Source organism: Pseudomonas sp. K8 (genome assembly GCF_014889455.1).
Taxonomy (GTDB): Bacteria; Pseudomonadota; Gammaproteobacteria; order Pseudomonadales; family Pseudomonadaceae; genus Aquipseudomonas; species Aquipseudomonas veronii.
The window spans coordinates 51,722-77,180 of sequence record NZ_VJWO01000014.1; the positions used below are offsets into that span (position 1 = coordinate 51,722).

At 62.6% G+C, this 25,459-nt stretch carries 31 protein-coding genes; 14 read left to right on the forward strand and 17 right to left on the reverse strand.

Annotated features, from left to right (window positions below; translation table 11 throughout):
• Positions 1 to 7: 7 nt before the first annotated feature.
• The 6 genes from INT12_RS12645 to tusD form a co-directional block, all read right to left on the reverse strand.
• Positions 8 to 1,003, reverse strand: coding sequence for a glutathione S-transferase family protein (locus tag INT12_RS12645; RefSeq protein WP_193039425.1), 996 nt, complete (start codon positions 1,001 to 1,003; stop codon positions 8 to 10).
• 88 nt (positions 1,004 to 1,091) lie between these two features.
• Positions 1,092 to 2,093, reverse strand: coding sequence for a glycosyl transferase family protein (locus INT12_RS12650; protein WP_046382915.1), 1,002 nt, complete (start codon positions 2,091 to 2,093; stop codon positions 1,092 to 1,094).
• Positions 2,090 to 2,425, reverse strand: coding sequence for a TusE/DsrC/DsvC family sulfur relay protein (locus tag INT12_RS12655; RefSeq protein ID WP_193039426.1), 336 nt, complete (start codon positions 2,423 to 2,425; stop codon positions 2,090 to 2,092). Before INT12_RS12655 ends, INT12_RS12650 begins: the two co-directional genes overlap by 4 nt.
• A complete protein-coding gene (gene tusB, locus INT12_RS12660; protein WP_017848034.1) occupies positions 2,422 to 2,700 on the reverse strand; it encodes a sulfurtransferase complex subunit TusB in 279 nt (92 codons plus the stop codon). Before tusB ends, INT12_RS12655 begins: the two co-directional genes overlap by 4 nt.
• A complete protein-coding gene (gene tusC, locus INT12_RS12665; protein WP_017848033.1) occupies positions 2,700 to 3,050 on the reverse strand; it encodes a sulfurtransferase complex subunit TusC in 351 nt (116 codons plus the stop codon). Before tusC ends, tusB begins: the two co-directional genes overlap by 1 nt.
• A 1-nt stretch (position 3,051) precedes the next feature.
• Positions 3,052 to 3,444, reverse strand: coding sequence for a sulfurtransferase complex subunit TusD (tusD, locus tag INT12_RS12670; protein ID WP_017848032.1), 393 nt, complete (start codon positions 3,442 to 3,444; stop codon positions 3,052 to 3,054).
• A gap of 158 nt (positions 3,445 to 3,602) precedes the next feature.
• On the opposite strand from tusD, the gene INT12_RS12675 reads away from it, so the two are divergent.
• Positions 3,603 to 4,784, forward strand: coding sequence for a CaiB/BaiF CoA transferase family protein (locus INT12_RS12675; protein ID WP_057004417.1), 1,182 nt, complete (start codon positions 3,603 to 3,605; stop codon positions 4,782 to 4,784).
• 114 nt (positions 4,785 to 4,898) lie between these two features.
• Here INT12_RS12675 and INT12_RS12680 read toward each other — a convergent pair whose 3' ends face one another.
• Together INT12_RS12680 and INT12_RS12685 are read right to left on the reverse strand one after the other, a co-directional pair.
• The gene (locus INT12_RS12680; RefSeq protein ID WP_026140162.1) at positions 4,899 to 5,393 is read right to left on the reverse strand and encodes a SprT family zinc-dependent metalloprotease; all 495 of its coding nucleotides are present in this window, start codon (positions 5,391 to 5,393) and stop codon (positions 4,899 to 4,901) included.
• A 129-nt stretch (positions 5,394 to 5,522) separates the two neighbouring features.
• A complete protein-coding gene (locus INT12_RS12685; RefSeq protein ID WP_102617232.1) occupies positions 5,523 to 6,125 on the reverse strand; it encodes a Yip1 family protein in 603 nt (200 codons plus the stop codon).
• A 303-nt stretch (positions 6,126 to 6,428) separates the two neighbouring features.
• Here INT12_RS12685 and ttcA point away from each other — a divergent pair, with 303 nt between their 5' ends.
• Together ttcA and INT12_RS12695 are read left to right on the forward strand one after the other, a co-directional pair.
• Entirely contained in the window at positions 6,429 to 7,253 is an 825-nt protein-coding gene (gene ttcA, locus INT12_RS12690; RefSeq protein ID WP_017848028.1) for a tRNA 2-thiocytidine(32) synthetase TtcA, read from the forward strand.
• 67 nt (positions 7,254 to 7,320) lie between these two features.
• Positions 7,321 to 7,992, forward strand: a complete 672-nt coding sequence (locus INT12_RS12695; protein WP_017848027.1) for a DNA-3-methyladenine glycosylase I — start codon at positions 7,321 to 7,323, stop codon at positions 7,990 to 7,992.
• A gap of 83 nt (positions 7,993 to 8,075) precedes the next feature.
• Here the strand turns inward: INT12_RS12695 and INT12_RS12700 are convergent, their stop codons facing one another.
• The 3 genes from INT12_RS12700 to arsC are packed head-to-tail and all read right to left on the reverse strand — an operon-like array spanning position 8,076 to position 9,443.
• Positions 8,076 to 8,495 (reverse strand): DUF2069 domain-containing protein, encoded by a 420-nt coding sequence (locus tag INT12_RS12700; RefSeq protein WP_017848026.1) that lies wholly within the window; start codon positions 8,493 to 8,495, stop codon positions 8,076 to 8,078.
• Positions 8,479 to 9,093 carry an NAD(P)H:quinone oxidoreductase gene (gene wrbA, locus INT12_RS12705; RefSeq protein ID WP_046485241.1) on the reverse strand — a complete coding sequence of 205 codons (615 nt, stop codon included), beginning with the start codon at positions 9,091 to 9,093 and terminating at the stop codon, positions 8,479 to 8,481. Before wrbA ends, INT12_RS12700 begins: the two co-directional genes overlap by 17 nt.
• Positions 9,090 to 9,443: an arsenate reductase (glutaredoxin) gene (gene arsC, locus INT12_RS12710; RefSeq protein ID WP_017848024.1), complete on the reverse strand. Its 354-nt coding sequence runs from the start codon at positions 9,441 to 9,443 to the stop codon at positions 9,090 to 9,092. The genes wrbA and arsC overlap by 4 nt, the downstream gene beginning before the upstream one ends.
• Before the next feature lie 115 nt (positions 9,444 to 9,558).
• Between arsC and INT12_RS12715 the strand changes: the two genes are divergently transcribed.
• Positions 9,559 to 10,020 (forward strand): TlpA disulfide reductase family protein, encoded by a 462-nt coding sequence (locus tag INT12_RS12715; protein WP_017848023.1) that lies wholly within the window; start codon positions 9,559 to 9,561, stop codon positions 10,018 to 10,020.
• 115 nt (positions 10,021 to 10,135) lie between these two features.
• On the opposite strand, the gene INT12_RS12720 is transcribed toward INT12_RS12715, so the two are convergent.
• The 4 genes from INT12_RS12720 to INT12_RS12735 all read right to left on the reverse strand — a co-directional run bounded on the left by INT12_RS12720 (position 10,136) and on the right by INT12_RS12735 (position 14,865).
• Positions 10,136 to 10,540, reverse strand: a complete 405-nt coding sequence (locus tag INT12_RS12720; protein ID WP_193039427.1) for an META domain-containing protein — start codon at positions 10,538 to 10,540, stop codon at positions 10,136 to 10,138.
• A complete protein-coding gene (locus tag INT12_RS12725; protein ID WP_017848021.1) occupies positions 10,537 to 10,977 on the reverse strand; it encodes a hypothetical protein in 441 nt (146 codons plus the stop codon). Before INT12_RS12725 ends, INT12_RS12720 begins: the two co-directional genes overlap by 4 nt.
• Before the next feature lie 71 nt (positions 10,978 to 11,048).
• Positions 11,049 to 12,038, reverse strand: a complete 990-nt coding sequence (locus INT12_RS12730; protein ID WP_193058866.1) for a 2-hydroxyacid dehydrogenase — start codon at positions 12,036 to 12,038, stop codon at positions 11,049 to 11,051.
• A gap of 73 nt (positions 12,039 to 12,111) precedes the next feature.
• A complete protein-coding gene (locus INT12_RS12735; RefSeq protein ID WP_026140161.1) occupies positions 12,112 to 14,865 on the reverse strand; it encodes a response regulator in 2,754 nt (917 codons plus the stop codon).
• A 204-nt stretch (positions 14,866 to 15,069) separates the two neighbouring features.
• Between INT12_RS12735 and INT12_RS12740 the strand changes: the two genes are divergently transcribed.
• On the forward strand, positions 15,070 to 15,798 hold the full coding sequence (locus INT12_RS12740; RefSeq protein WP_193039430.1) for a response regulator transcription factor: 729 nt from the start codon (positions 15,070 to 15,072) through the stop codon (positions 15,796 to 15,798).
• A complete protein-coding gene (locus INT12_RS12745; RefSeq protein WP_104902889.1) occupies positions 15,785 to 17,155 on the forward strand; it encodes a sensor histidine kinase in 1,371 nt (456 codons plus the stop codon). Before INT12_RS12740 ends, INT12_RS12745 begins: the two co-directional genes overlap by 14 nt.
• Before the next feature lie 3 nt (positions 17,156 to 17,158).
• On the opposite strand, the gene INT12_RS12750 is transcribed toward INT12_RS12745, so the two are convergent.
• Positions 17,159 to 17,674, reverse strand: coding sequence for a DUF2062 domain-containing protein (locus INT12_RS12750; protein ID WP_046485254.1), 516 nt, complete (start codon positions 17,672 to 17,674; stop codon positions 17,159 to 17,161).
• 147 nt (positions 17,675 to 17,821) lie between these two features.
• Here INT12_RS12750 and INT12_RS12755 point away from each other — a divergent pair, with 147 nt between their 5' ends.
• From INT12_RS12755 to murB, 8 genes are all read left to right on the forward strand, one after another.
• On the forward strand, positions 17,822 to 20,035 hold the full coding sequence (locus tag INT12_RS12755; RefSeq protein WP_193039431.1) for a DNA internalization-related competence protein ComEC/Rec2: 2,214 nt from the start codon (positions 17,822 to 17,824) through the stop codon (positions 20,033 to 20,035).
• A gap of 109 nt (positions 20,036 to 20,144) precedes the next feature.
• Positions 20,145 to 20,780: a MotA/TolQ/ExbB proton channel family protein gene (locus tag INT12_RS12760; protein WP_046382924.1), complete on the forward strand. Its 636-nt coding sequence runs from the start codon at positions 20,145 to 20,147 to the stop codon at positions 20,778 to 20,780.
• Positions 20,777 to 21,205 (forward strand): ExbD/TolR family protein, encoded by a 429-nt coding sequence (locus INT12_RS12765; RefSeq protein WP_017848013.1) that lies wholly within the window; start codon positions 20,777 to 20,779, stop codon positions 21,203 to 21,205. Before INT12_RS12760 ends, INT12_RS12765 begins: the two co-directional genes overlap by 4 nt.
• Positions 21,205 to 22,215, forward strand: a complete 1,011-nt coding sequence (gene lpxK, locus INT12_RS12770; RefSeq protein WP_126585729.1) for a tetraacyldisaccharide 4'-kinase — start codon at positions 21,205 to 21,207, stop codon at positions 22,213 to 22,215. Before INT12_RS12765 ends, lpxK begins: the two co-directional genes overlap by 1 nt.
• Positions 22,216 to 22,238: 23 nt before the next feature.
• On the forward strand, positions 22,239 to 22,424 hold the full coding sequence (locus tag INT12_RS12775) for a Trm112 family protein (RefSeq protein ID WP_003174668.1): 186 nt from the start codon (positions 22,239 to 22,241) through the stop codon (positions 22,422 to 22,424).
• Positions 22,421 to 23,185, forward strand: coding sequence for a 3-deoxy-manno-octulosonate cytidylyltransferase (gene kdsB, locus INT12_RS12780; protein WP_017848011.1), 765 nt, complete (start codon positions 22,421 to 22,423; stop codon positions 23,183 to 23,185). The genes INT12_RS12775 and kdsB overlap by 4 nt, the downstream gene beginning before the upstream one ends.
• Positions 23,185 to 23,649: a low molecular weight protein-tyrosine-phosphatase gene (locus INT12_RS12785; RefSeq protein ID WP_017848010.1), complete on the forward strand. Its 465-nt coding sequence runs from the start codon at positions 23,185 to 23,187 to the stop codon at positions 23,647 to 23,649. Before kdsB ends, INT12_RS12785 begins: the two co-directional genes overlap by 1 nt.
• Positions 23,646 to 24,665: a UDP-N-acetylmuramate dehydrogenase gene (gene murB, locus INT12_RS12790; RefSeq protein WP_017848009.1), complete on the forward strand. Its 1,020-nt coding sequence runs from the start codon at positions 23,646 to 23,648 to the stop codon at positions 24,663 to 24,665. Before INT12_RS12785 ends, murB begins: the two co-directional genes overlap by 4 nt.
• 73 nt (positions 24,666 to 24,738) lie before the next feature.
• Here the strand turns inward: murB and INT12_RS12795 are convergent, their stop codons facing one another.
• Positions 24,739 to 25,410, reverse strand: coding sequence for a Bax inhibitor-1/YccA family protein (locus tag INT12_RS12795; RefSeq protein WP_017848008.1), 672 nt, complete (start codon positions 25,408 to 25,410; stop codon positions 24,739 to 24,741).
• Between the last annotated feature and the right edge of the window lie 49 nt (positions 25,411 to 25,459).

A 25,459-nucleotide genomic window follows, 5' to 3' on the forward strand; every position in this document is an offset into this window, starting at 1 on the left:
CTCTGGATCAGCGCCAGACGCCCTTACCGCTCAACCGCCCGCGATCATGCTCGGCATCAAACACCTGCAACGGCCCCTTGGGCACAATCCCCGTCGGATTGATGGTTCGGTGGCTGGCATAGTAATGCCCCTTGATGTGCGCAAAGTCCACCGTCTCGGCCACTCCCGGCCATTGATAGATTTCCCGCAACCAATTCGACAGATTCGGATAATCCGCAATCCGCCGCAGGTTGCATTTGAAGTGGCTGTAATACACCGCATCAAATCGAATCAGCGTGGTAAACAGCCGAACATCCGCCTCGGTCAGGTACTCACCGGCCAGGTAGCGATGCTCGCCCAGGTGCTGTTCCAAGTGGTCCAGTTCGGCAAACACATCATCGAACGCACGCTCATAGGCCTGCTGCGAGGTGGCGAAGCCTGCGCGGTACACGCCGTTGTTCACGGCGGGGTAGATGCGCTCGTTCAGCGCATCGATGCGCGGGCGCAGAGCCTCGGGGTAGAAGTCCAGGGTGTTGCCGGTCAGCCCGTTGAACGCGCTGTTGAACATGCGGATGATCTCCGCTGATTCATTGCTGACGATGCGCTTGAGTTGTTTGTCCCACAGCACCGGCACCGTGACGCGCCCGGTGTAATCGGCCGTGTCGGCGGTGTAGCGCTGGTGCATGAACGCGAAGCCATCCAGCGAGTCGCCGCTGGAGCCGCGGGCCTTGTCGAAGGTCCAGCCGTTTTCCAGCATCAGCCAGCTGACCACGGACACGTCGATCAGACCTTCCAGCCCCTTGAGTTTGCGCAGGATCAGCGTGCGATGGGCCCACGGGCAGGCGAGCGACACATACAGGTGGTAACGACCGGCTTCGGCCTTGAAGCCACCTTCGCCGCTGGGGCCGGGCTGGCCGTCAGCGGTCACCCAGTGGCGGCGTTGTGCCTGTTCCCGCTGGAACGCGCCATCCGCGCTACTTTCGTACCACTGGTCGTGCCAGCGTCCTTCAATCAGCAAACCCATGACTGGCTCCTTGGCTAATAAGCGTTGGAGTCCAGTCTAAAGGGATGAGTTCGAACTAAAAGCGCAAAGATTGCGGGGGAATGATCGATTAAATCGATTTATCCCGCGCGTCCCAGTATTGCTGGGCCAATTCGAACGCTTGCTCCCGCGGATGCCCGAGGCCGCGCAAGGCGAGGGCCATGGTGGCGATCAAGGCGAGTTGCGGGTAGCTGTCCTCGACCTCGCCGCGCCACAGCGCTTTCAACTGCTCGGGCTCCAGGCTGGCCGGTTTGACATGGCGCTGGGCGGCGAGGGCGGGCCATTCTTCGTCCCAGCTTTCGCCACCGGTGCTGCCGTAGAGGTGGCTGATCGTGTCGGGGTTGATCTCGATTTCGCCGCCATCGCCCTTGACCACAATCACCGTGTCGCCGAGCAGGCCGCTGGCATCGCGGTGTACGCCCTGGTAGCCGGGATGGAAGATGCTTTGCAGGCCGCAGCGTGCATTCAGCGGGTTGAGCAGGCGTGCCAGGGAGTGGATCGGCGAGCGCAGGCCCAGGGTGTTGCGCAGGTCGATCATGCGTTGCAGTTGCGGGGCCCAGTCGCCCAGCGGGATGAATGCCAGGTTGCCGTGCTCGAAGGCTGTCTCGACCTGCTGCCAATTGCGGCACAGCGGGATCTGTAGACCTTCCAGCAATTGCTCGGTGTACAGCCGGCCGGCCGTGTGGGCGCCGCCGCCATGCATGAGGATGCGTACACCGTTCTGCGCCAGGCACTTGGCGGCCAGCAGGAACCACGGCAGGTGGCGCTTTTTGCCGGCATAGGTCGGCCAGTCGATATCCACCTTCAGCGCCGGGGCGTGCAGGCGCTCGCGCACCGCTTCGGTGAAACCGGCGAGTTCTTCCGGGCTTTCCTCTTTGTGGCGCAGCAGCATGAGGAAGGCGCCGAGTTGGGTGTCTTCGACTTTTTCGTCAAGCAGCATGCCCATGGCTTCGCGGGCTTCTTCGCGGGTCAGGTTGCGCGCACCGCGCTTGCCTTTGCCCAGGATACGCACGAACGGCGCAAACGGGTGCTCGGCAGGGGTTTCGAGGGTCAGCGGAGCAAAGTCGGTCATAAGCAATTCGTCGGTCTGGGCAGGCCGGCCAGCTTGGCGGCGAGTTTGGCGGGAGTGCCGTTGAACAGTTTGTTGAGGTACAGGCTGTTGCCCTTGTCCGCGCCCAGCTTCAAGGCGGTGTACTTGATCAGCGGGCGTGTGGCGGGGGACAGCTGGAACTCTTGATAAAACTGGCGCAGCAGCTCGAGGATTTCCCAATGCGCCGGGGTCAGCTCGAGGGCTTCGGCGGCGGCGAGGGCGTTGGCCACGTCGGCCGACCACTCGTTCAGGTCGACGAGGTAGCCGTCCTTGTCCAGTTCGAGGGTGCGCGCGCCCACGGTCAGGGTGTTCATAGCCAGGTGTTGACCTTGTCGTAGTCGATCGACAGTTGCACGAAACCTGGGTAATCCACGCAGTCGGCCCAGTCGGGCAGCGGCAGGTTGCGCGCCAGGCTGTCTTCGGCCAGCACAAAGACCTTCACGCCTTTGGTCAGCAGCGCCGGGTGACGCAGCCCGTAGGCGCCGTCGCCACAGAGCAGGATCGCATCGTCGCTGCCACAGACGCGCAGGCAGCTGTCGAGGCGGCTATCGGTAAACGGGGAGTGGGACACCACATGTAAAGTCGACATCAGAGGGTTATCACCTGGTCGTAACGGTCAATCAACTGGGAAATCTGTTCGTCGTTCAGCGGCTGTGCATTGACCGGGTGCGTCAGCCCGCGCGCAGCCAGGCTGTGGCCGCAGGCAAACACCTCATCGATACCGAACAGCCCCAGTGCCTGCAGGTTGGCGCCGAGGTCTTTTTGCTGCACGGCTTTGGCGTCCTGGTGCGGCGCCAGTTGGAACACGCCGTCATCCAGGAACAACAGGCCGATGGGCAGATCGAACGCGCCGCCGGCCAATACGATATCCAGGGCTTCCCGCGCGCTCGGCCCGGACCACGGTGCCTGGCGGCTGATCACCAGCAAGGATTTGGACATGTCACGGCCCTCCAAAACAGATCAGGCGGTCGGCGGCCTGGGTCGCGTCGTGCAATTGCCCAAGGCCCGACAGCTCCCATGGCGCCTCCAGGTTCACCGCGCTGCGTTGGTAACGCGCGGCTTCTTCGCTGTCGAGCACGCCACGGCGCAGAGCGGCGGCGATGCACACCACGGCGTCCAACTGATGCACGCTGACAAACTCACGCCATTGGCGAGCGATGTCTTGCTCATCCTGTGGCGCAACGATGGTGTTGGAGGCACTGTAGACGCCGTCCTGATAAAAAAACAGGCGCACAATCTCGTGCCCGCCGGCCAGCGCCGCCTGGGCGAACAGCAAGGCGCGACGCGAGGAGGGCGCATGGGCGGCGGAAAACAGTGCTATCGCAAATTTCATGGAACCCCCTGCAAGCAAACGTAGGCCAATGATAAGGCCGCCGCCGGGAAAAAGCCCGCCGTGATCAAAACGGTCACTGCCGATGATCGTTCTGACGATTGCCGTCGGCGCTGAAGGCTGACTACGCTGTCGCCAGTCGAATCGGAAACGGAGTCTCCATGTCAGGTCCCTTGGCGTCCCTCAAAGTACTGGATTTTTCCACCTTGCTGCCCGGCCCATTTGCGTCGCTGATGCTGGCGGACATGGGCGCCGAGGTGCTGCGCATCGAATCGCCCACGCGCATGGACCTGCTGCGCGTGCTGCCGCCCCATGATCAGGGCACCTCGGCCAGCCATGCTTACCTCAATCGCAATAAGCGCAGCCTCGCCCTGGATCTGAAGCAGGCCGAGGCGCTGGAGATTGTGCGCGAGTTGGTCAAGGGCTACGACATCGTGCTCGAACAGTTTCGCCCCGGGGTGATGGAGCGCCTGGGCCTGGGGTATGCGGCGTTGAAGGCGATCAACCCGCGGCTGATTTACGTGTCGATCACTGGGTACGGTCAGACCGGCCCCTACAAGGACCGCGCCGGGCACGACATCAACTACCTGGCGTTGGCCGGAGTGGCCAGCCATACCGGGCGGCGGGACAGCGGGCCGCTGCCGTTGGGCGTGCAATTGGCGGATGTCGCCGGTGGCTCGCTGCACGCGGTGGTGGGCCTGCTCGCGGCGGTGATTGCGCGGCAACAGAGCGGCGTCGGCCAATACCTGGATGTGAGTATGACCGACTGCTCGTTCAGTTTGAATGCCATGGCCGGCGCTGGCTACCTGGCCTGTGGCGTGGAGCCGGGGTGGGAGACCCATGTGCTCAATGGCGGCAGTTTCTACGATTATTACCGTTCCCGCGATGGGCGCTGGATGTCGGTTGGCAGTCTGGAGCCGGCATTCATGCAGCAATTGTGCGCCGCGTTGGGGCGACCGGAACTGGCGGCACAAGGCTTGTCGCCCGAGCCTGAGCAGCAAAAGGCGCTCAAGCAGGCGCTGCAGGTTGAGTTCGAGAAGCGCAGCTTCGAGGAGTTGTGCGAGTTGTTTGCCGGGGTCGATGCGTGCGTCGAACCGGTGCTGAGCCTGAGCGAAGCCGTGGAGCATCCGCAGTTGAAGGCGCGGGAACTGGTCACCCAGGTGCCGCGGCCCGACGGCTCGACCCAGGCGCAGATGGCTTGCCCGCTGAAGTTCTCCGAAGGGTTGCCAGCCCCCCGGCATATCGGGGCCGCGGTGGGCGCGCACAGTGATGAAGTGCTGATGGAGTTGGGCTTGAGCTCACAGCGCATCAGCGCGTTGCGTGCTGCCAAGGTGATTGTGTAGTGACTGGGCGGGCCTCATCGGGGGCAAGCCCCCTCCCACATTCTGACCCTATTCACAGATCTAATTGTGGGAGGGGGCTTGCCCCCGATGAGGCCCCCACACACACCGCATATTTCACTCAACGCGAGTTTCCCCGGTAAACACCAACGTCTGCCGACAGCGCCTGCACAGATAACGCCGCCCCTGCCTCACCAGCCCATGGCGCTGTGACGAAAACGGGAAGTCGCTGTCGGCACATGGGCAGCGGTAGATATAGCGGGTCACCTGGCGGCGCTTGATCTCATAGGTGTGGCAACGGTCTGGCGGCAGTTCATACACGCCGCGCATGATCAGTTGCCATTCCTCGCCATGGGGCTGGATGCGCTCGCCAAACAATTGGTGGGCGATCAGGTGCGCTACTTCATGGGCCACGGTCTGTTTCAGGAAGTGTTGGCTGTTTTCTCGGTACAACTGTGGGTTGAAGCGCAGCAGGTTTTCGTGCAAATGCGCGACACCGGCTTTCTGGCCCCGCAACTTGAGGCTGACCTGGGGGCGTTTGAAGCTTCGTTTGAAAAAGGATTCGGCTAGCAGGAAACAATCTTCGACGCGGGTATTGAGTTGCTCGGGCATGCTGTACATCTCTCCAGAGGTGGCCAGTATGCCGCAAAGGCGGGTGTTTCCGAATCGGTCAGGCGCCGAATGGTCATGCATGACGCACAAAGCCACCTTGCGGTGGCCTTGCCTGCTGGGTGAAACCGCTTAGTTGGTATAGATCGGGCCAACGCCCAGGCCCCAGACGATCACGGTGAACGCCATGATTGCCACCAGCACGACCAGGCCCACGGCCAGCACCGAGCTGGAAAACAGAAAGCCTTCGTCCGGATCGATGCTCATGAACGTCGGCAACCCCACATACAGCAGGTACACCGTGTAACAGATCGCCGCCGTGCCGACGACCATCCCCAGCCACATGTGCGGGTAGAGCGCCGCCAGCCCGCCGATGAACAACGGTGTCGCGGTGTAGGTGGCAAAGGCGACACAACGCGCCATGCTGGGGCTGGAGTCGTAGGTGCGCGCCATCCAGTGAATGAAGGCGCCCATGACCGCTACGCCGCCTAGCATCGCCAGGTACGACATGACGGTCATCCACAAGGCGCTTTCCTGGGTCAGCATGACCGGGGAGCGACTGCCGATGACCCAGCCGACCTGGGTGGTGCCGATAAAAGCTGATACGGCGGGGATCGCCGCGAGAATCAAGGTGTGAGTGAGGTACATGTGGCCGACGCTTTCTTCTTTATCGCCACGAATTTCCCGCCATTCCTGGTCGGGATGGGTAAAAAGCCCCACGACGTGATGGATCATGCCAGTCACTCCTGTCGTTATTACCATCGCCCCCCATCGGAGCGCCCACGGGCCAGATGGCCTGAAAGGTCTGGATAGTTATGTGCGACCTCAAGTCGCAGTATAGGAAGTGATGACCGGAAAAACCGTAGGGCTTTAGAGCAAATTGCGCTGTAAACAGTGGGCTTAATCGCGGCGCGGTCTGTCGTTGGCAATGCACTCAAGTGGGGGAGGAGGTTTGCTCCCTCCCACATTGGAACTTGGTCAACCTTACCGGTAAAATACCGCGCTTTTCGTCACACACCTCTAGCGGATCCAAGCGCCATGGGCACTCTTACGGTCAACCAGAACAAACTGCAAAAACGCCTGCGTCGCCTGGCCGGTGAAGCGGTCGCCGATTTCAACATGATCGAGGACGGCGACAAGGTCATGGTCTGCCTCTCCGGCGGCAAAGACAGCTACACCATGCTCGACGTGCTGCTGCACCTGCAAAAGGTTGCGCCGATCAAGTTCGAGATCGTTGCCGTCAACATGGACCAGAAACAACCGGGCTTCCCCGAAGACGTGCTGCCGGCCTACCTCAAGACACTGGGCATCGAGTACCACATCGTCGAAAAAGACACTTATTCGGTGGTCAAGGAGCTGATCCCGGAGGGCAAGACCACCTGCTCGCTGTGTTCGCGCCTGCGCCGTGGCACGCTCTACACGTTTGCCGATGAGATCGGTGCGACCAAGATGGCCCTGGGGCATCACCGCGACGATATCGTCGAGACATTCTTCCTCAACATGTTCTTCAACGGCTCCCTCAAGGCCATGCCGCCCAAGCTGCGCGCCGATGATGGACGCAACGTGGTGATTCGCCCGCTGGCGTATTGCAACGAGAAGGACATCCAGGCCTACTCCGACTTCAAGCAATTCCCGATCATCCCGTGCAACCTGTGCGGCTCCCAGGAAAACCTGCAGCGCCAGGTGGTCAAGGAGATGCTCCAGGACTGGGAACGCAAGACCCCAGGGCGTACCGAGAGTATCTTCCGCAGCTTGCAGAACGTGATCCCGTCGCAGTTGGCCGACCGTAACCTGTTCGACTTCACCAGCCTGCGTATCGACGAGAACGCCGCTTCGCGCTTCGTCAACGTGGTGAACCTCTGACGTTTCTCAACGCTCTGAACGACGGCGCTCACAGGCGCCGTTTTCATTTCAATCCCCAGGAGAGGGCATGCGCGATTACAAGTGGCTGCACGAATATTGTCTGAACCGCTTCGGTTCGGCGGCCGAACTGGAAGCCCGTCTGCCTGTCCCCAAGACGCCGGCGCAATTACGCCAGATCAGTGATGATCGCTACCTGTCGACACTGGCGCTGCGGGTTTTCCGCGCCGGGCTCAAGCACAGCGTGGTGGATGCCAAATGGCCTGCATTCGAGCAGGTGTTCTTTGGCTTCGATCCGGAAAAAGTCGTGCTGATGGGCGCCGAGCACCTGGAGCGCTTGATGCAGGATACGCGCATCATCCGCCACCTGGGCAAGCTCAAGAGCGTGCCACGCAACGCGCAGATGATCCTGGATATCGCCCAGGAGAAGGGTAGTTTCGGCGCGTTTATCGCCGACTGGCCGGTGACCGATATCGTCGGCTTGTGGAAATACCTGAGCAAGCACGGTCATCAGTTGGGCGGGCTGTCGGCGCCGCGCTTTCTGCGCATGGTGGGCAAGGATACGTTCGTGCCGAGCGATGACGTGGTCGCGGCCCTGCACGCGCAGAAGATCGTCGACAAGGCCCCCACCAGCCTGCGCGACTTGGCGACGGTGCAAGGGGCGTTCAACCAGTGGCATGCCGAGAGCGGGCGGCCGATGTGTCAGTTGTCGATGATGCTGGCGTATACGGTCAATCATTGAGACCGAGGTGATGCCATCGTGGGCAAGCCCACTCCCACAGGAAACTGCATTTCAACTGTGGGCTTGTCCGCGATGACGGCGGGTCAGGCTGGCTGACCCTCGCCGGCCAAGCGCCGATCCAACTGGAACCGCCAGCGCACATACAGCAACGCCGTACAGAACAGCGCCAGGCTCGCCAGCATTTCCAGCACGCCGAACCACTGGCGGTTCGGGTCATACGCCGCCAGTGCGCCCTTGATGAAATACAGGTTCACCACAAAGCACATCCACGAATGCCCGCGTGCGCTGCCGATCAGTATCCCCGGCGCCAGCACCAGCAGCGGCACCAGTTCGATCAGCAGGATCACCCACGGCCGTGCGCCGTGCAGGTCGGCGACGAACAGGTAATACACGCAGAGCAGGCCCACCAGGCCGAAAAACGCCAGCAGGCTCAGCGCGCGTGCGACTTTGACCCGCGGCTCCAGCCACGCCTGGGGTGGCAGGATCTTAGGTTTTTTGGCCACGGCCGTTCTCCAGCAACGCAGCGGTTTTCGCCAGGCGCAGGCCGAGGGCCTTGCACAGGGCGATTTCATGTTGATCCAGCAGGCGCTTGCCATCGGGGCCAGCATGGTGGCTGGCGCCATAAGGCGTACCGCCACCCTGGGTGTCGAGCAGCGCTTGTTCGCTATAGGGCAGGCCGGTGATCAGCATGCCGTGGTGCAGCAGCGGCAGCAGCATCGACATCAGCGTGGTCTCCTGGCCGCCGTGCAGGCTGGCGGTGGAGGTGAACACCCCGGCCGGTTTGCCGACCAGGGCGCCGGTCAGCCACAGGTTACTGGTGCCGTCGATAAAGTACTTCAATGGCGCGGCCATATTGCCGAAGCGGGTCGGGCTGCCCAGGGCCAGGCCTGAACAGTTCTTCAGATCATCCAGGCTGGCATACAGCGCGCCTTCGGCCGGAATGCTCGGCGCTACGGCTTCGCACTCGCTGGAGATCGCCGGTACGGTGCGCAGGCGCGCTTCCATCCCGCCTTGTTCGATGCCTCGGGCAATGTGCCGGGCCATTTCGCTGACCGAGCCGTTGCGGCTGTAATACAACACCAGCACATACGGCGCACTCACGGCAGGATCTCCAGCACGCTCTCCGGTGGGCGGCCGATGATGGCTTTGTCGGGGGTTTCGAGGATCGGACGTTCCATCAACTTGGGGTGCTCGGCGATGGCGGCGATCAACTGTGTTTCGCTGAGCGTCGCGTCTGCCAGGTTGAGGGTTTTGTATTCCTCTTCGCCGGTGCGCAGCAATTGGCGTGCGCTGATCCCCAGTTTGCCCAGCAGGGCCTTCAGTTGCGCGGCATTCAGCGGGGTTTCCAGGTAGCGCACCACCGTCGGCGCGAGGCCGCGTGCTTCCAGCAGTTCGAGCGCTCCGCGGGATTTCGAGCAGCGCGGGTTGTGATAAAGCGTCAGATCGGTCATGTGCGGGTCGCATCTTGCGTAAGGTGGCGGGTATTCTACCTGCGCTGCGCCCGGTCCTTAAACCGTAAGAGGCGATCCGTCGCAGCCAACGTTCATTTTTGCGAAGGATTACCCCATGACAAGGCGACTGATCGGTGCATTGGCGATCATCACAACCCTGCTGCTCAGCGGCTGCGGTAATGACTACGGCGTTGACCAATATGGCCAGAAAGTGGCGGCCGAACGCCTGGACAAGCAATGGCTGGTGGTCAACTACTGGGCGGAATGGTGTGGCCCGTGCCGCACGGAAATCCCGGAGCTCAATGCCTTGGCTGAACAGCTCAAAGGGCAGAACGTCGGCGTGTTCGGGGTCAATTTCGACAATGTGCAGGGCGCGGAACTGAAGGAAGCCAGTGACAAGCTGGGCATCAAGTTCACCGTGCTGGCGCAGAACCCGGACGGGATCTTTGATATTCCACGCAGCGAAGCGTTGCCGGTGACTTACATCATCGACGACAAGGGCAAGGTGCGTGAGCAGTTGATGGGCGAACAGACGGCGCAAGGCGTGCTGGCCAAGCTCAAGGCCCTGCGCGGTTGAACATATGGGAGGGGGCTTGCTCCCGATAGCGGTGTGTCAGCCAACATATTCGGTACTGACATAGCGCAATCGGGAGCAAGCCCCCTCCCACAGTTAGATCCCATTGAGCCTGCTATCAGCCTTCTTCCAGCCACAGGCGAATGGGCTTGCCTTCGGCCGGCCAGAAGCGGGTCTGCTCGATCGGCGAGATGTCCCAGCGCTCAACGCCTTGCAGGGCCTGGAAGAAGCGGTGTTCCTGCTCCATCAGGGCGTCGCCACAGAGTTTGCGCGTACTGCCGATCTTGCCGAAGCTGAGTTTGTCGCCCTCCACGGTGTACGGCGCGAACCAGTGGTTGCAACCGCCGTTGCCGTAGGCGCGCCCATCGGCGCCCAGGGTGACACTCAGGTGTGCGTAATCCATCAGCGGCCGCTCACCGATCCATTCCACCACGTAGCTGTGATCCCGCTCGAGCTTTACCGCATCGCCAGCGCAGCCCATCAGGCTCGCGCCGACGGCGGCCAGCAGAAGCAGGCCCTTCATTGCGCGGCCTTCTGGCATTTCGGGCAGCGGTGCTTGGCGCCTTCGCTGGCCCAGCCCAACTCGGCAATGCGCGCATTGGCGGCCGGTTGCAGCGGTTCCTTGGTCAGCTTGGTCTCCACCGCGAATTCAAACTCCAGCACGGCCTCGCAGCTGTCGCAGTTGACCTTCCAGGTGTGAATCTCCAGTTCGCCGAACTTCGGCCCCTGGGCCATGGCGACCCACTGGCCTGCCGGGCGGATGGAGTAGCGCGCGTCACCTTCGACGGTGAGGCGCATCGACAGGGTTTTACTGCCGCGCAGGGTGACGATCAGTACGTCGCCATGCTTGATCGAACCACCGTTGCCGGTGACCTGATAGCGGCCCGGCACCAGGGCGCGGCATTCGATCAGGGTGTGTTGCGGGCTCAGCAAGCTGAAGCGGAAATCGTGTTCGGCCATGGTTCCTCCAAATAGGCGCGGCATCCTAGCACGCGCGCCTGCGGATCATGCGCCTGGTATGTGACCGCTGATCATCCGTCGACACGATTCTGCGCCCGGCCATCGGCCCAGGCCGCAATGTTGGCCAGGGTGGTCTCGGCGATCGCCGCCAGGGCCTCGCGGGTGAGAAATGCCTGGTGCGCGGTGATGATCACATTGGGGAACGTCAGCAGGCGCGCGAGCACGTCGTCCTGCAGGGGCAGGTCGGAGCGGTCCTCGAAAAACAGCTGGGCTTCTTCTTCATACACATCCAGCCCCAGGTAGCCGAGTTGGCCGTCCTTGAGCGCTTCGATCAGCGCGGGGGTGTCCACCAGGCCGCCGCGCCCGGTGTTGATCAGCATCGCGCCGGGCTGCATCTGCGCCAGGGAGCGGGCGTCGATCAGGTGCTTGCTGTCGGTGGTGAGCGGGCAGTGCAGGCTGATGATCTGCGCTTCGGCCAGCAGCTCGGGCAGGCTCACATAGCGCGCACCGAGCGCTTGGACCAGCGGGTTGGGGAACGGGTCGTAGGCCAGCAGGTGGCAGCCGAAACCGGCCATGATCTTGGCGAAGGTGGCGCCGATCTGCCCGGTGCCGACCACGCCGACGGTCTTGCCGACAAGGTCGAAGCCGGTCAGGCCATGCAGGCTGAAATCGCCCTCGCGGGTGCGGTTGTAGGCACGGTGCAGGCGCCGGTTCAGGGCGAGAATCAGTGCCACGGCGTGTTCGGCGACGGCATGAGGCGAATAGGCGGGCACACGCACGATGGTCAGGCCCAGGCGTTTGGCAGCGGCGAGGTCGACATGGTTGTAACCGGCCGAGCGCAGCGCGATCAAGCGGGGGCCGCCCGTGGCCAGGTGCTCGAGCACGGGCGCGCTGAGGTCATCGTTGATAAACGCGCAGACCACTTCGTGGCGTTCGGCCAGCGCCACGGTGTCGAGGGTGAGCCGGGCGGGCTGGAATTGCAGTTCCAGGCCGGGCGGCAGCGGCACGCCGAGAAAACTGTCGCGGTCGTAGGTCTGGCTGCTGAAAAGAATGACGCGCATGAAAAAGCTCCCTGCAATGTACGTTTTGGTAACGCGGACCCTGTGGGATCGGGCCCGGCGTTGTAAAAAAATCTCAGGCGCTGACCCGCGCTTCACTGGCCAACCGGGCAATGGCCATGTCCAGCTCGTCCAGCGCGGCCATGGCCTTGGCGTCGTCCTGCTTGAGCAGGGTTTCGGCGCGTTGGCAGGCGGCGCGCAGTTGCGGTACGCCGCAGTAGCGGGTGGCGCCATGCAGGCGATGGACGCGTTCGATCAAGGCATGGTTGTCATTGGCCTCACGGGCGAGGGTAATGGCCAGGCGGTCGGCTTCGAGGGAGGCGAGCAACATGGCGAGCATGTCCGCCGCCAGGTCCGCCTTGCCCGCGGCCAGCCGCAGTCCTTCCTCGTGGTCCAGCACCAGCAATCGCACGCCTGGGCCGAGGCCTTCGGTCGGGCGCTCCGGCCCTTGGTTGCGCAGGGCCAGGCCGGTCCATTTCAGCACCACCTGGGCCAATTGCCGTTCGCTGATGGGTTTGGTCAGGTAGTCGTCCATGCCGCTTTGCAGCAGCGCACGCTTTTCGTTGGCCATGGCGTGGGCGGTGAGGGCCACCACCGGCAGCGGTGTGCCGTGGCGCTCGCTTTCCCACTGGCGAATCGCCTCGGTGCTTTGACGCCCGTCCATGCCGGGCATCTGCACGTCCATCAGCACCAGGTCGAAGGTTTCCTGCTGGACGGCATTGATGGCCGCATAGCCGCTTTCCACGGCCTGGACCTTGGCGCCCATGTCTTCCAGCAGGGTTTGCACCAGCAACAGGTTCGCCGGGTTGTCATCCACGCAGAGCACCCGCGGCGCGCGGCTGGACAACGGTTCACCCGGTTCGCAGCGCGTGGGGCGCGGGCTGATCAGGTCGGTCAGGGCGCGGCGCAGCTTGCGCGTACACGCGGGCTTGGCCTGCAACTGGCTGTTGGGGTTGGGCACCGACGGGCTGAACAGCATTTGCTCGGTGGTCGGGCACAGCACCAGCACCTTGCAGCCCAGGTGTTCGAGGTCCCACAGATGCTGGTTGAGGCGCTCGGGCGGGAGGTCATTGGCGGTGACGCCGAGTACTGCCAGGTCGATCGCCTGTTCGGTCTGATGCGCGCCGGTGATGCCGTTGGTCAGGCTTTCCAGGGTATTGAACGGCGTAACATCCAGGCCACAGTCTTCGAGCTGGTGTTGCAAGGCCTGGCGCGCCAGTTCGTGGTTTTCCAGCACGGCCACGCGGCGGCCGAGCAGCGGCGCGCAGGGCAGGTCTTCGACGTCGTCGCGGGTCTTGGGCAGGTTCAGGCTGATCCAGAACTCCGAGCCTTCGCCCGGTGTGCTGTCGACGCCGATTTCACCGCCCATCTGCTCGATCAAGCGCTTGGAAATCACCAGGCCCAGGCCGGTGCCGCCCGGTTGGCGCGACAGCGAGTTGTCGGCCTGGCTGAACGCCTGGAACAGCGCGCGCACGTCCTGGTTGGACAGGCCGATGCCGGTGTCCTGCACGCTGATGCGCAGTTGCACACTGTCTTCTTGTTCATCCTCGATCATCGCCCGGGCCACGATGGTGCCTTCGCGGGTGAACTTGATCGCATTGCTGATCAGGTTGGTCAGGATCTGCTTGAGGCGCAGCGGGTCACCCACCAATGCCAGCGGTGTGTCGCGGTACACCAGGCTCACCAGTTCCAGCTGTTTGGCATGGGCGGCGGGGGCGAGGATGGTCAGGGTGTCTTGCAGCAGGTCACGCAGGTTGAAGGGCACGCTGTCGAGTACCAGCTTGCCGGCTTCGATTTTCGAGAAATCGAGGATCTCGTTGATGATGCCCAGCAGGTTATCGGCGGACTTTTCGATGGTGCCCAGGTAATCCAGCTGACGCGGTGTCAGCTCGCTTTTTTGCAGCAGATGGGTGAAACCGAGGATGCCGTTGAGCGGGGTGCGGATCTCGTGGCTCATATTCGCCAGGAACTCCGACTTGATGCGACTGGCCTCCAGGGCTTCCTTGCGCGCCAGGTCCAGCTCGATGTTCTGGATCTCGATGGTTTCCAGGTTCTGGCGCACATCTTCGGTGGCCTGGTCGATGCTGTGCTGCAGTTCTTCCCGGGCGTTCTGCAGGGTCTCGGCCATGCGGTTGATGCCTGAGGCAAGTTGGTCCAGCTCCTGGCTGCCCAGCGCCGGCAAGCGGGTTTCCAGGTTGCCGTCCTTGAGTTGGGCCACGGCTTGCTTGATCTGGCCGATCGGCGAATTGATGGTGCGGCTGATGCGCAGGGCCAAGGTCGCCGTGCAGATCAGGCCGATGGCGATCAGCAGCAGGCTGGCGAACAGGCTGCGATAACCGCGCAGCAACATGCCGTTGTGGGACAGTTCCACCTCGACCCAGCCAAGCAAGCGGTCGGATTCATCGGGAATCAGCTCGCCGGCAAGGTTGCGATGACGGCCAAACACCGGCAGCAGATAGCGCGTGGCGTCGTTACCGGTGCGCTGCAACAGGTGCGAGCTGTTACCCACCGGCGGCTGGTTGAGCATGGTCGGGCCGGCGTGGGCCATCGACGAGCGGTCCGGCGCGAGGAAGGAAACGGCGCGCACGTCCGGTTGTTCCAGGGATTGGGTGGCGATGCGTTCGAGCAGGTCGGCGTTCTTGCTGCTCAGCGCCGGAGCTACCAGTGGGGCCAACTGCTCGGCGATCATTTCGCCACGTTGCAGCAACTGGGATTGCAACTCCGAGAGCTGCATCCAGGTGAAATAGCCGCCCAACAACAAGGCCATCAGACTGGTCGGTAATAAGGTCAGCAACAGTACGCGGCCTTTTATCCCCATTCTTCTAAGCACGCCACTCTCCTGCTACCACGTTGTGATCGATCGCCCGTGCAGGCATCCGGCCCGCACCCCTGCGCAGTGTAGCCATTTGCGCGGCGTGGAATCTTGCAAATTAATGACAGCGGGCAATCTTCGGGCCATTTGGCGCGACGTGGCGATTGCCTGGCGCGGGGGAATCTTGAATAATCAGTGATTGAGAATGACTTGCAGACGCTAATGAATCCCGTGGAAGTTGGTCTACCCAGTATCCTGACCATCGAAGATGACCCCGTGCTGGGCGCCTATGTCCACGAGCATCTGGGGCGCTGTGGCTTTCAGGTCACGTGGTGCCGGAACGGCCAGCAAGGCCTGCAGATGGCCCGCGAGCACGTCTTCGACGTGGTGTTGATGGATATTCTGCTGCCGGGGCTGGACGGGCTGTCGATCCTCACGCATCTGCGCCGGAGCCATGCGGTCCCGGTGATCCTGGTGTCGGCCCTGGGCGCCGAAGCCGATCGCGTGAACGGCTTTCGCCTGGGTGCGGACGATTACCTGCCCAAGCCGTTCAGCATGATCGAGTTGCGCGTGCGTATTGAAGCCATCCTGCGCCGGGTGGCCCTGGATCGCCGTCCGCCGCTGAGTTTGCCGCCCGTGCGCGACGACGCCCGGAGCCTGCGTTTTGACGATGAACTGTCCGACATCTTCTACCAGCAGCAGTGGGCCGGGCTGACCCGCAGCGAGTACCGCCTGCTGCAGACCTTGCACAACAACGGCGAGGAAGTGCTGAGCAAAGCCTTCCTTTATCAGCACGTGCTGCAGCGCGGTTATGCGCCCCATGACCGCAGCCTCGATATGCATATCAGCCAGATTCGCCGCAAACTCAAGACCATCGGCTATAGCGAGCGTGAAGTGCGTACCGTCTGGGGTAAGGGCTATGTGTTGAGCGGTCACGATGACGGCCTTTGAGGGAGGCTTGAAACGTCTGCCGGGCCGGCACTCGTTATTCTGGAAGTTGGCCTGCCTGCTGATTGCCTTCTGCTTGTTGATGATCTGGCTCAGTTGGTCCTGGGGCCGGTACATGGAGCAGCAGAACGCTTATCTGTCCGACACCTCCCGCGAGATTCTCAGCGGTTATGCGGCGGGAGCGGAGTTGGCCTGGAGTACCCAGGGCGCTGACGGTGTGGACGCCTGGTTGCAACTGATGGCTGCGCGTGAGCGCACCTGGATCGGGGTGATCGGCAACGACCTGCAATCCCTCGCCAGCACGCCGTTGACCGACAAGGAAAGCCAGCGCCTGACTTTTCTGCGCGGCCTGGACTGGCCGGTCAGCCGCCATGCCAAAGGCCTGCCATGGTTGAAAATCCCGTTTCCCCTGGACCCCAGTGTCGGCTCGTTGGTGATCGAGTTGCCCCAGCGCTTTATGCCGGGGCGCTACCAACTGTTCTGGCGGGTGGTGACCAATGGCGTGATTCCCGGTCTGTTTACCCTGTTGTTGTGCATCGGCCTGTACCGGCTGCTGATCATGCCGCTCAATCAATTGCGCGAGCAGGCCAACGCTTGGCGTGCCGATCAATTGAACACGCGGCTATCCCACGATGCCACCAGCCGCCAGGATGAATTGGGCGAGCTGGGGCGGGCCTTTGACCATATGTCCGAGCGGTTGCAGGGCACGGTGGTATTGCAGCAACAGCTGTTGCGGGACATGTCCCATGAACTGCGCACCCCCCTCAGCCGTTTGCGCGTGGCCTGTGACAGCGAGCAGGATCTGGCGCAACTGCGTGAACGGCTGGGGCGGGAGATCGACGTCATGCAGCGTCTGGTCGAGGACAGCCTGCAATTGGCCTGGTTGGACACCGAGCGGACGCCGCTGCCTGTCGAAGACATTCAGGTTCAGGCGTTGTGGGACATGCTCAAGGACAACGCCTGTTTCGAAAGCGATTGGCCAGCCTCGCTGCTGCCATGCCTGCTGGGGCCGGATTGTTGGGTACGCGGCAATCTGAACGCCCTGGCCCAGGCTCTGGAAAATATCCTGCGCAACGCCATACGGCATTCACCTGCCGGCGGTGTCGTCAGCCTCGATGGGCGCCGTGATGGCGCATATTGGCACCTATGGCTGGAGGATCAGGGCGGAGGTATTGACGAACGCGATCTGGAACGGATCTTCGCGCCGTTCATCCGCCTGGACGGCTCACGGCCTGGCGACGGTGGCTTCGGGCTGGGGTTGAGCATCGCGCGCAATGCGGTGCAACGTCAGGACGGCAGCTTGTGGGCGGAGAATACCGGCCAGGGCTTGCGTGTGCATCTGCGTTTGTGGGCAGCCTAGGACTCAAGCGCGACGCAGTTTGCGTTTATTCCATTGGTGCGCGACCCACCAGCGCCAATAACCCATGGTCAGGCAATAGGCCAGCGCGCCCAACACCACACCCAGTACCAGCGAGCCGAGCAGGAACGGCTGCCACAGCGTGCTCAACTGACCGCTGATCCACTCCCACGTCAGGTCGTCGGGCAGGCTGCGCGCCGGCACGTTCATCAGCCAGGCGCCGGTCATGTAGGTACACAGGAACACCACTGGCATGGTGATCGGGTTGGTCAGCCACACCAGGCTGATGGCAATCGGCATATTGCCCCGCACCGTGATCGCCAGCATCGCCGCCAAGAGCATCTGCAAGGGGATCGGGATAAACGCCGCAAACAGGCCTACCGCCATGGCGCGGGCTACCGAGTGCCGATTCAGGTGCCAGAGGTTCGGGTCATGCAGCAAGGTGCCCAGAAACTGTAATGACTTGTGTTCCCTGATACTGGTGGGGTCGGGCATGTACCGTTTGAATAAGCGCCGGGGCATAAGGGGTCCAGATCAAGTCGAGGGGCAAGTATGCGCGCATTCTATAAACAGAAAATTCAGACTTTGTGACAAAACATCATAGGCTGCGGCCGGGGGGCAGCTAAGACTGAATGGATCACGTCAAAGGAATGATCCATGAGGACAGGGATGTTCGCGCTTGCACTCGGGCTGCTTGCGCTGCGATTTCTACCCGCACTGCCGCCTGCCGGGATGCTGTTGGCCCTGGCCCTGGTGGCGTTGATGTTGCTGCCGTTTCGCACTTATCCGCTGGCGTTTTTCCTGTTCGGCTTGTGTTGGGCATGTGTGAGCGCGCAGTGGGCGCTGGATGACCGCTTGCGTCCGCCGCTCGACGGCCAGACGCGTTGGCTGGAGGGGCGTGTGAGCGGGTTGCCGCAGCAGACTGACAGCGGCGTGCGTTTCGAACTGAGCGACAGCCGGTCGCGCAACGCCCGCTTGCCCGCGCGCATTCGGCTGTACTGGCACGGTGGCCCACCGGTACGCAGCGGTGAGCGTTGGCGCCTCGCGGTGACGCTTAAACGTCCGTCGGGCCTGCTCAACTTCCATGGCGTCGACCATGAAGCCTGGCTGCTCGCCCAGCGCATCGGCGCCACCGGCTCGGTAAAGGACGGCGAACGCCTGGCGCCGGCCCGCAATGCTTGGCGTGATGCGGTCCGTCAGCGCTTGACGGCGGTGGACGCCCAAGGGCGCGAGGCGGGGTTGGCGGCCCTGGTGCTGGGGGACGGCTCCGGGCTGACGGCCGACGACTGGCGTGTCTTGCAGGACACCGGCACGGTGCATTTGCTGGTCATTTCCGGCCAGCACATTGGCCTGTTGGCGGGGTTGATCTACGCGCTCGTCGCCGCTCTGGCGCGCTACGGCTGCTGGCCGCGCACCTGGCCGTGGCTGCCGTGGGCGTGTGGCCTGGCGTTTACCGCGGCGTTGGGGTACGGCCTGCTGGCGGGGTTCGGCGTGCCGGTGCAGCGCGCCTGTGTAATGGTGGGGCTGGTGTTGCTGTGGCGTTTGCGTTTCCGTCATCTGGGCATCTGGTGGCCGCTGTTGCTGGCGTTCAATGGCGTGCTGATCCTTGAACCCTTGGCCAGCTTGCAGCCGGGGTTCTGGTTGTCCTTTGCGGCCGTGGCGGTACTGGGGCTGACGTTCGGCGGTCGGTTAGGCCGCTGGAGTGCTTGGCAGGCATGGACCCGTCCGCAATGGTTGATAGCCATCGGTCTTTTCCCGGTGTTGCTGGTGCTGGGTTTGCCCATCAGCCTCAGTGCGCCGCTGGCCAATCTATTTGCGGTGCCGTGGATCAGCCTGGTGGTGTTGCCCCTGGCCCTGCTCGGGACGGCATTGCTGGCGGTGCCGTTCGTGGGCGCGGGCTTGTTGTGGCTGGCGGGTGGGGCGCTGGACGGCTTGTTCAACGCCCTGGCGCTGCTGGCGGGGCAATTGCCCGCGTGGATACCGGCCGAGGTGCCCATGGGCTATTGGCTGGTTAGCCTGGTCGGTGCGGTGTTGCTGTTGCTGCCCAAGGGTGTGCCGTTTCGGTTGCTCGGCTGGCCGATGCTGTTGTTGGCGGTGTTCCCGCCGCGCGAGCCGGTGCCTCACGGGCAGGTGGACGTACTGCAGCTGGATGTCGGGCAGGGGCTGGCGTTGATCCTGCGCACCCGCCATCACACCTTGCTCTACGATGCCGGCCCGCGCTCCGGGGCGGTCGATCTCGGCGCGCGGGTGGTGTTGCCGTCGCTGAAGAGGCTTGGGGTCGACGCTCTGGACATGATGTTACTGAGCCATGCCGATGCCGATCACGCCGGCGGTGCGGCGGCTGTCGCCCGTGGACTGCCGATCAAACGGGTCGTCGGTGGCGAAACCGAAGGGTTGCCGGCGCTTCTCGACACTCAGCCTTGTATCAGCGGTGAACAATGGGCGTGGGACGGCGTGTCCTTTGAATTATGGCAATGGCCAGACGCAGTTGATGGCAACCCGAAATCCTGTGTATTGCACGTACAGGCCAATGGCGAGCGCCTGCTGCTCACCGGCGATATCGATCGCGCCGCCGAGCAGGCGTTTCTGGCCTCGGCGCTGGCGGTGCCGACCGATTGGCTGCAAGCCCCTCACCATGGTAGCCGCAGTTCGTCATCCTGGCCGTTTCTGCAGCGGCTGGCGCCGAAGTCGGTGCTGATTTCCCGAGGGCGCGGCAATGCGTTCGGTCATCCTCATCCACAGGTGGTGGAGCGCTATCAAGCGTTGGGAACGCAGGTGTATGACAGCGCCGAACAGGGCGCGGTACGTTTGCGATTGGGCGCCTTCGCGCCACCGATTGTTGCGCGCAGTCAACGCCGCTTCTGGCGAGAAGCGCTACCGTAACCGCACGTTACCAATGGCCGAAGCCTGTGATCGGCGGGTCGTGGGTCGACGAGCCCCGCCGCCTGACCTATATGGTAAAGTGGCGCACTTTTTCGAGGGGACATTCACTGTGTGGGAATTGGTCAAATCCGGTGGCTGGATGATGTTGCCGATCATCTTGAGCTCCATCGCCGCACTCGGCATCGTTGCCGAACGCCTGTGGACCTTGCGCGCCAGCCGTGTCACACCCGAGCATCTGCTGGGGCAGGTCTGGGGCTGGATCAAGAACAAGCAGCTCGACAAGCAGAAACTCAAGGAACTGCGTGCCAATTCACCCCTGGGTGAAATCCTCGCGGCCGGGCTGGCCAACTCCAAGCATGGTCGCGAGATCATGAAAGAGTGCATCGAAGAGGCCGCGGCGCGGGTCATCCATGAGCTGGAGCGTTATATCAACGCCCTCGGCACCATCGCCGCCATGGCACCGTTGCTCGGCCTGCTGGGCACGGTACTGGGCATGATCGATATTTTCAGCTCGTTCATGGGCTCGGGCATGAGCACCAACGCCGCGGTGCTGGCCGGTGGCATCTCCAAGGCCTTGATCACCACGGCGGCGGGCCTGATGGTCGGTATTCCCTCGGTGTTCTTCCACCGTTTCCTGCAGCGCCGGATCGATGAACTGGTGGTCGGCATGGAGCAGGAGGCCATCAAGCTGGTGGAAGTGGTGCAGGGCGACCGTGACGTGGACTTGGTCGGGGACAAAGCGTGAAATTTCGCCGCAAGCAACGGGAAAATGTTGATATCAACCTCGCGTCGCTGATCGACGTGGTGTTTATCCTGCTGCTGTTTTTTGTCGTGACCACCACCTTTACGCGGCAGACCGAGCTACGGGTCGATTTGCCGGAAGCGGTCAGCGGCTCGCCGGCCGAGGACCAGGAAGTCAAGCAACTGGATATCGCCATCAGTGCCGACGGCGTGTTTTCGGTGAATAACCAGTTGCTCGCGAAGAACGACCTCAACAGCCTGATGGAGGCCCTGCAGAAAGAGTCCGGTGGCGATACCAAGATGCCGCTGTCGATCAGTGCCGATGGCAAGACCCAGCACCAGGCTGTCATTACTGCGATGGACGCTGCCGGCAAGCTGGGGTTCAGCCACTTGCGCATGAGCACCGTCGAGGCGGTGAGCCAACCCTGATGGCCATGTCCGATCGCTTGCTCAAGGCCTGGTACGAAGGCCATCCGGCGCTGACGTTGCTGCGGCCGCTGGAGTCGCTGTATCGCGCGGTGGTGCAGCGCAAGCGCGCGCGCTTCCTGGCGGGCGAGGGCGAGATCTACCAATCGCCGGTGCCGGTGGTGGTGGTCGGCAATATCACCGTGGGCGGGACTGGCAAGACGCCGTTGATCCTGTGGTTGATCGAGCATTGCCAGCGCAGAGGTTTGCGTGTGGGCGTGGTCAGTCGCGGGTATGGCGCGAAGCCACCGCAGTTGCCGTGGCGGGTCGAGGCCGGCCACGCTGCTGAAGTGGCTGGCGATGAACCTTTGCTGATCGTGCAGCGCTGCGGCGTCCCCTTGATGATCGACCCCGATCGCAGCCGCGCAGTGAAGACGCTGCTGGCCAGCGAAACCCTGGACCTGATCCTCTCCGACGACGGCCTGCAGCATTACCGCCTGGCTCGCGACCTTGAGCTGGTGCTGATCGACGCCGCCCGGGGCCTGGGCAATCGCCGCTGCCTGCCTGCCGGGCCGTTGCGCGAACCGGCGGAGCGCCTGAAGAGCGTGGATGCGCTGCTCTATAATGGCGCCGGGGCCGATCGCGAAGATGGTTTCGCCTTTCGTCTGCTGCCCACGGCGTTGGTCAACTTGCAAACCGGCGAACGCCAGCCGGTCGATTACTTCCCGGCGGGCCAGCAGGTGCATGCGGTCGCCGGTATCGGCAACCCGCAACGTTTCTTCAACACCCTTGAAACGCTACACTGGCAGCCGATACCCCATGCTTTTGCCGACCATGCGTCCTACAGCGCGGAAGTCTTGAATTTCACGCCATCATTGCCGCTGGTCATGACCGAGAAGGACGCGGTGAAGTGCCGCGCCTTTGCCCAGTCCGACTGGTGGTACCTTGCGGTGGATGCGGTGCCGTCGCCAGCGTTTGTCGCCTGGTTCGACATGCAACTGATGCGTCTGTTGCCCGCCCGTCTCTTGCCTTAAACGCTTCATTCCAGGAAACACTCATGGACACCAAACTGCTCGACATCCTCGCTTGCCCGATCTGCAAAGGCCCACTCAAGCTCAGCGCGGACAAGACCGAACTGATCAGCAAAGGCGCCGGCCTGGCTTACCCGATCCGTGATGGCATCCCGGTGATGCTGGAAAGCGAAGCCCGCACGCTGACCACCGACGAGCGCCTGGATAAATGACTACAGCCTTTACCGTTGTCATTCCATCGCGCTACGCCTCGACCCGCTTGCCGGGTAAACCGCTGCAACTGATCGGCAACAAGCCGATGATTCAGCTGGTGTGGGAACAGGCCTGCAAAAGCAGCGCCGAACGCGTGGTGGTGGCCACCGATGATCCGCGCATTATCGATGCGTGCAAAACCTTCGGTGCCGAAGCGGTACTGACCCGCGAAGACCATAACTCCGGCACCGACCGCCTGGCCGAAGTGGCCACACAACTTGGCCTGGCGCCTGATGCCATCGTGGTCAATGTGCAAGGTGACGAGCCGTTGATCCCGCCGCGCGTGATCGACCAGGTGGCCGCGAACCTGGCGGCCCATGGCGAAGCGCGCATGGCGACCCTGGCCGAGCCCATCGAAGACATTGAAACGCTGTTCAACCCGAACGTGGTCAAAGTGGTCAGCGACATCAACGGCCTGGCGCTGACATTCAGCCGCTCGACGTTGCCCTGGGCGCGGGATGCTTTTGCCAGGCATCCTGACCGGTTGCCAGAAGGCGTGCCGTACCGCCGTCACATCGGTATCTATGCCTACCGTGCCGGTTTCCTGCATGACTTCGTCAGTTGGGGCCCGTGCTGGCTGGAAAACACCGAATCCCTGGAACAACTGCGTGCCCTGTGGCACGGCGTGCGTATCCATGTCGGCGATGCTCTGGAAGCACCGCCTGCGGGTGTCGACACCCACGAAGACCTCGAGCGCGTCCGCCGCCTGCTGGGGGCCTGATGGAGGTTCTGTTTGTCTGCCTGGGCAACATCTGCCGCTCGCCCACCGCTGAAGGCGTATTGCGCCATAAATTGCGCGAAGCGGGTTTGGCTGGCCAGGTCGACGTAGCGTCCGCCGGCACGGGGGAATGGCATATCGGCAACCCACCGGACTCACGCAGCCAACAGGCAGCGCGGCAGCGCGGTTACGATCTGTCGGCCCAGCGTGCGCAGCAGGTCTCCCGCGCCGACTTTGCGCGTTATGACCTGATCCTGGCCATGGACCACAGCAACCTGCGTAACCTCAAAGCGATGCAGCCGGGGCAGGGCAAGGCCGAGCTCGACCTGTTCCTGCGCCGCTACGACTCTGAAGTGGACGAGGTGCCAGACCCTTACTACGAAGGCGAACAAGGCTTTGAGCGGGTCCTGGACCTGATCGAACGAGCCTGTGATTTATTGGTGATCGAATTGAAGGGGCGGTTATGACCTTGCAAGTGCTTGCGCAGGTATCGCTCAAGCCATTCAACAGCTTCGGCATCGACGTGCGTGCCCAGCTCTTCGCCGAGGCCCACAGCGACGCGGATGTTCGCGAGGCCCTGGCCTATGCCGCCGCCCAGGCAGTACCGCTGCTGGTGATCGGTGGTGGCAGCAACCTGCTGCTGACCCGGGATATTCCGGCCCTGGTATTGCGCATGGCGACCCAGGGTATTCGGGTGCTGCAGGATGACGGCCAGCATGTGGTGGTCGAGGCCGAAGCGGGCGAAGCCTGGCACCCGTTCGTACTGTGGACCCTGGAACATGGCTTCTGCGGCCTCGAAAACCTCAGCCTGATCCCGGGCACCGTGGGCGCCGCACCGATGCAAAACATCGGCGCCTACGGAGTGGAGATCAAGGATGTGTTCGCCGGCTTGACGGCCCTGGATCGCCAGACCGGCGAGTTACGTGATTTCAGCCTGGAAGAATGCAACTTCGCCTACCGGGACAGCCTGTTCAAACACGAAACCGGACGCTGGCTGATCCTGCGGGTGCGGTTTGCCCTGAGCCGCGTCAGCCACCTCAAGCTCGACTACGGCCCCGTGCAACAGCGCCTGGCCGGGCAGGGGATTACCGACGCCACCCCGAGCGATGTCAGCCGGGCGATCTGCGGCATCCGTCGGGAAAAACTGCCGGACCCCGCAGAGCTGGGCAATGCCGGCAGCTTCTTCAAAAACCCATTGGTGTCCCAGGCGCTGGCCGCCGAGTTGCAGGGCTTGTATCCGGACTTGGTGGCCTATCCCCAGGCCGACGGACAGATGAAACTCGCTGCCGGCTGGTTGATCGACAAGGCCGGTTGGAAGGGCTTTCGTGATGGAGATGCCGGCGTGCATAAGATGCAGGCATTGGTGCTGGTCAACTACGGCGGCGCCACCGGGCATGACATCGCCAACCTGGCGCTACGTATCCAGCAGGATATTGCCCAGCGTTTCAAGGTCGATCTGGAGATGGAGCCCAACCAGTACTGAGCCCTGAACAAAGCGTCCTGAAACAAAAATGCCCCGTATCTTGCGATACGGGGCATTTTTATACTGCTGGCAATCAGTCGTCGCGGCTCATGATGCCGAAGATCTGCAACAGGCTGATGAACAGGTTGTAGATCGACACATACAGGCTGATGGTCGCCATGATGTAGTTGCGCTCACCGCCGTGGATGATGGCGCTGGTCTGGAACAGGATGCACACGGAGGAGAACAGCACAAAACCTGCGCTGATCGCCAACTGCAGACCGCTGATCTGGAAGAACATGCCAGCGACCACTGCCCCCAGCAACACGAAGAAGCCGGCGGTGATGAAGCCACCCAGGAAACTCATGTCTTTGCGGGTGATCAGCACATACGCCGACAAACCACCAAACACCAGGGCTGTCATGGCAAACGCCGAGCTGACCACTTCCGCGCCGCCGGCCATGCCGAGGTAACGGTTAAGGATCGGGCCGAGGATAAAGCCCATGAAACCGGTCAAGGCAAACGCCGACACCAGTCCCCAGGCCGAGTCACGCAGCTTGTTGGTCAGGAAGAACAGACCGTAGAAGCCGATCAACACGACAAAGACATTCGGGTAGCCGACGCGCATCTGCTGCGCCATGAACGCCATCACGCCGCTGAATGCGAGGGTAAGGGCGAGCAAGCCATAGGTGTTGCGCAAGACGCGGCTGACTTCAAGCTGCTCAGCCTGCGCGTTACCATTCACTGCGTAATTCTGTTCGCGCATGGCGACACTCCTTCGGTTTTGAAACGTTCAGTCGCAAAGATCATAACAG

Coding starts and splice junctions, on each gene's coding strand:
- INT12_RS12645 (WP_193039425.1), bottom strand. CDS start 1,003: ATGGGTTTGCTGATTGAAGGACGCTGGCACGACCAGTGGTACGAAAGT.
- INT12_RS12650 (WP_046382915.1), bottom strand. CDS start 2,093: ATGACCGACTTTGCTCCGCTGACCCTCGAAACCCCTGCCGAGCACCCG.
- INT12_RS12655 (WP_193039426.1), bottom strand. CDS start 2,425: ATGAACACCCTGACCGTGGGCGCGCGCACCCTCGAACTGGACAAGGAC.
- tusB (WP_017848034.1), bottom strand. CDS start 2,700: ATGTCGACTTTACATGTGGTGTCCCACTCCCCGTTTACCGATAGCCGC.
- tusC (WP_017848033.1), bottom strand. CDS start 3,050: ATGTCCAAATCCTTGCTGGTGATCAGCCGCCAGGCACCGTGGTCCGGG.
- tusD (WP_017848032.1), bottom strand. CDS start 3,444: ATGAAATTTGCGATAGCACTGTTTTCCGCCGCCCATGCGCCCTCCTCG.
- INT12_RS12675 (WP_057004417.1), top strand. CDS start 3,603: ATGTCAGGTCCCTTGGCGTCCCTCAAAGTACTGGATTTTTCCACCTTG.
- INT12_RS12680 (WP_026140162.1), bottom strand. CDS start 5,393: ATGCCCGAGCAACTCAATACCCGCGTCGAAGATTGTTTCCTGCTAGCC.
- INT12_RS12685 (WP_102617232.1), bottom strand. CDS start 6,125: ATGATCCATCACGTCGTGGGGCTTTTTACCCATCCCGACCAGGAATGG.
- ttcA (WP_017848028.1), top strand. CDS start 6,429: ATGGGCACTCTTACGGTCAACCAGAACAAACTGCAAAAACGCCTGCGT.
- INT12_RS12695 (WP_017848027.1), top strand. CDS start 7,321: ATGCGCGATTACAAGTGGCTGCACGAATATTGTCTGAACCGCTTCGGT.
- arsC (WP_017848024.1), bottom strand. CDS start 9,443: ATGACCGATCTGACGCTTTATCACAACCCGCGCTGCTCGAAATCCCGC.
- INT12_RS12715 (WP_017848023.1), top strand. CDS start 9,559: ATGACAAGGCGACTGATCGGTGCATTGGCGATCATCACAACCCTGCTG.
- INT12_RS12720 (WP_193039427.1), bottom strand. CDS start 10,540: ATGAAGGGCCTGCTTCTGCTGGCCGCCGTCGGCGCGAGCCTGATGGGC.
- INT12_RS12725 (WP_017848021.1), bottom strand. CDS start 10,977: ATGGCCGAACACGATTTCCGCTTCAGCTTGCTGAGCCCGCAACACACC.
- INT12_RS12730 (WP_193058866.1), bottom strand. CDS start 12,038: ATGCGCGTCATTCTTTTCAGCAGCCAGACCTACGACCGCGACAGTTTT.
- INT12_RS12740 (WP_193039430.1), top strand. CDS start 15,070: ATGAATCCCGTGGAAGTTGGTCTACCCAGTATCCTGACCATCGAAGAT.
- INT12_RS12745 (WP_104902889.1), top strand. CDS start 15,785: ATGACGGCCTTTGAGGGAGGCTTGAAACGTCTGCCGGGCCGGCACTCG.
- INT12_RS12750 (WP_046485254.1), bottom strand. CDS start 17,674: ATGCCCCGGCGCTTATTCAAACGGTACATGCCCGACCCCACCAGTATC.
- INT12_RS12755 (WP_193039431.1), top strand. CDS start 17,822: ATGTTCGCGCTTGCACTCGGGCTGCTTGCGCTGCGATTTCTACCCGCA.
- lpxK (WP_126585729.1), top strand. CDS start 21,205: ATGGCCATGTCCGATCGCTTGCTCAAGGCCTGGTACGAAGGCCATCCG.
- INT12_RS12775 (WP_003174668.1), top strand. CDS start 22,239: ATGGACACCAAACTGCTCGACATCCTCGCTTGCCCGATCTGCAAAGGC.
- kdsB (WP_017848011.1), top strand. CDS start 22,421: ATGACTACAGCCTTTACCGTTGTCATTCCATCGCGCTACGCCTCGACC.
- INT12_RS12785 (WP_017848010.1), top strand. CDS start 23,185: ATGGAGGTTCTGTTTGTCTGCCTGGGCAACATCTGCCGCTCGCCCACC.
- murB (WP_017848009.1), top strand. CDS start 23,646: ATGACCTTGCAAGTGCTTGCGCAGGTATCGCTCAAGCCATTCAACAGC.
- INT12_RS12795 (WP_017848008.1), bottom strand. CDS start 25,410: ATGCGCGAACAGAATTACGCAGTGAATGGTAACGCGCAGGCTGAGCAG.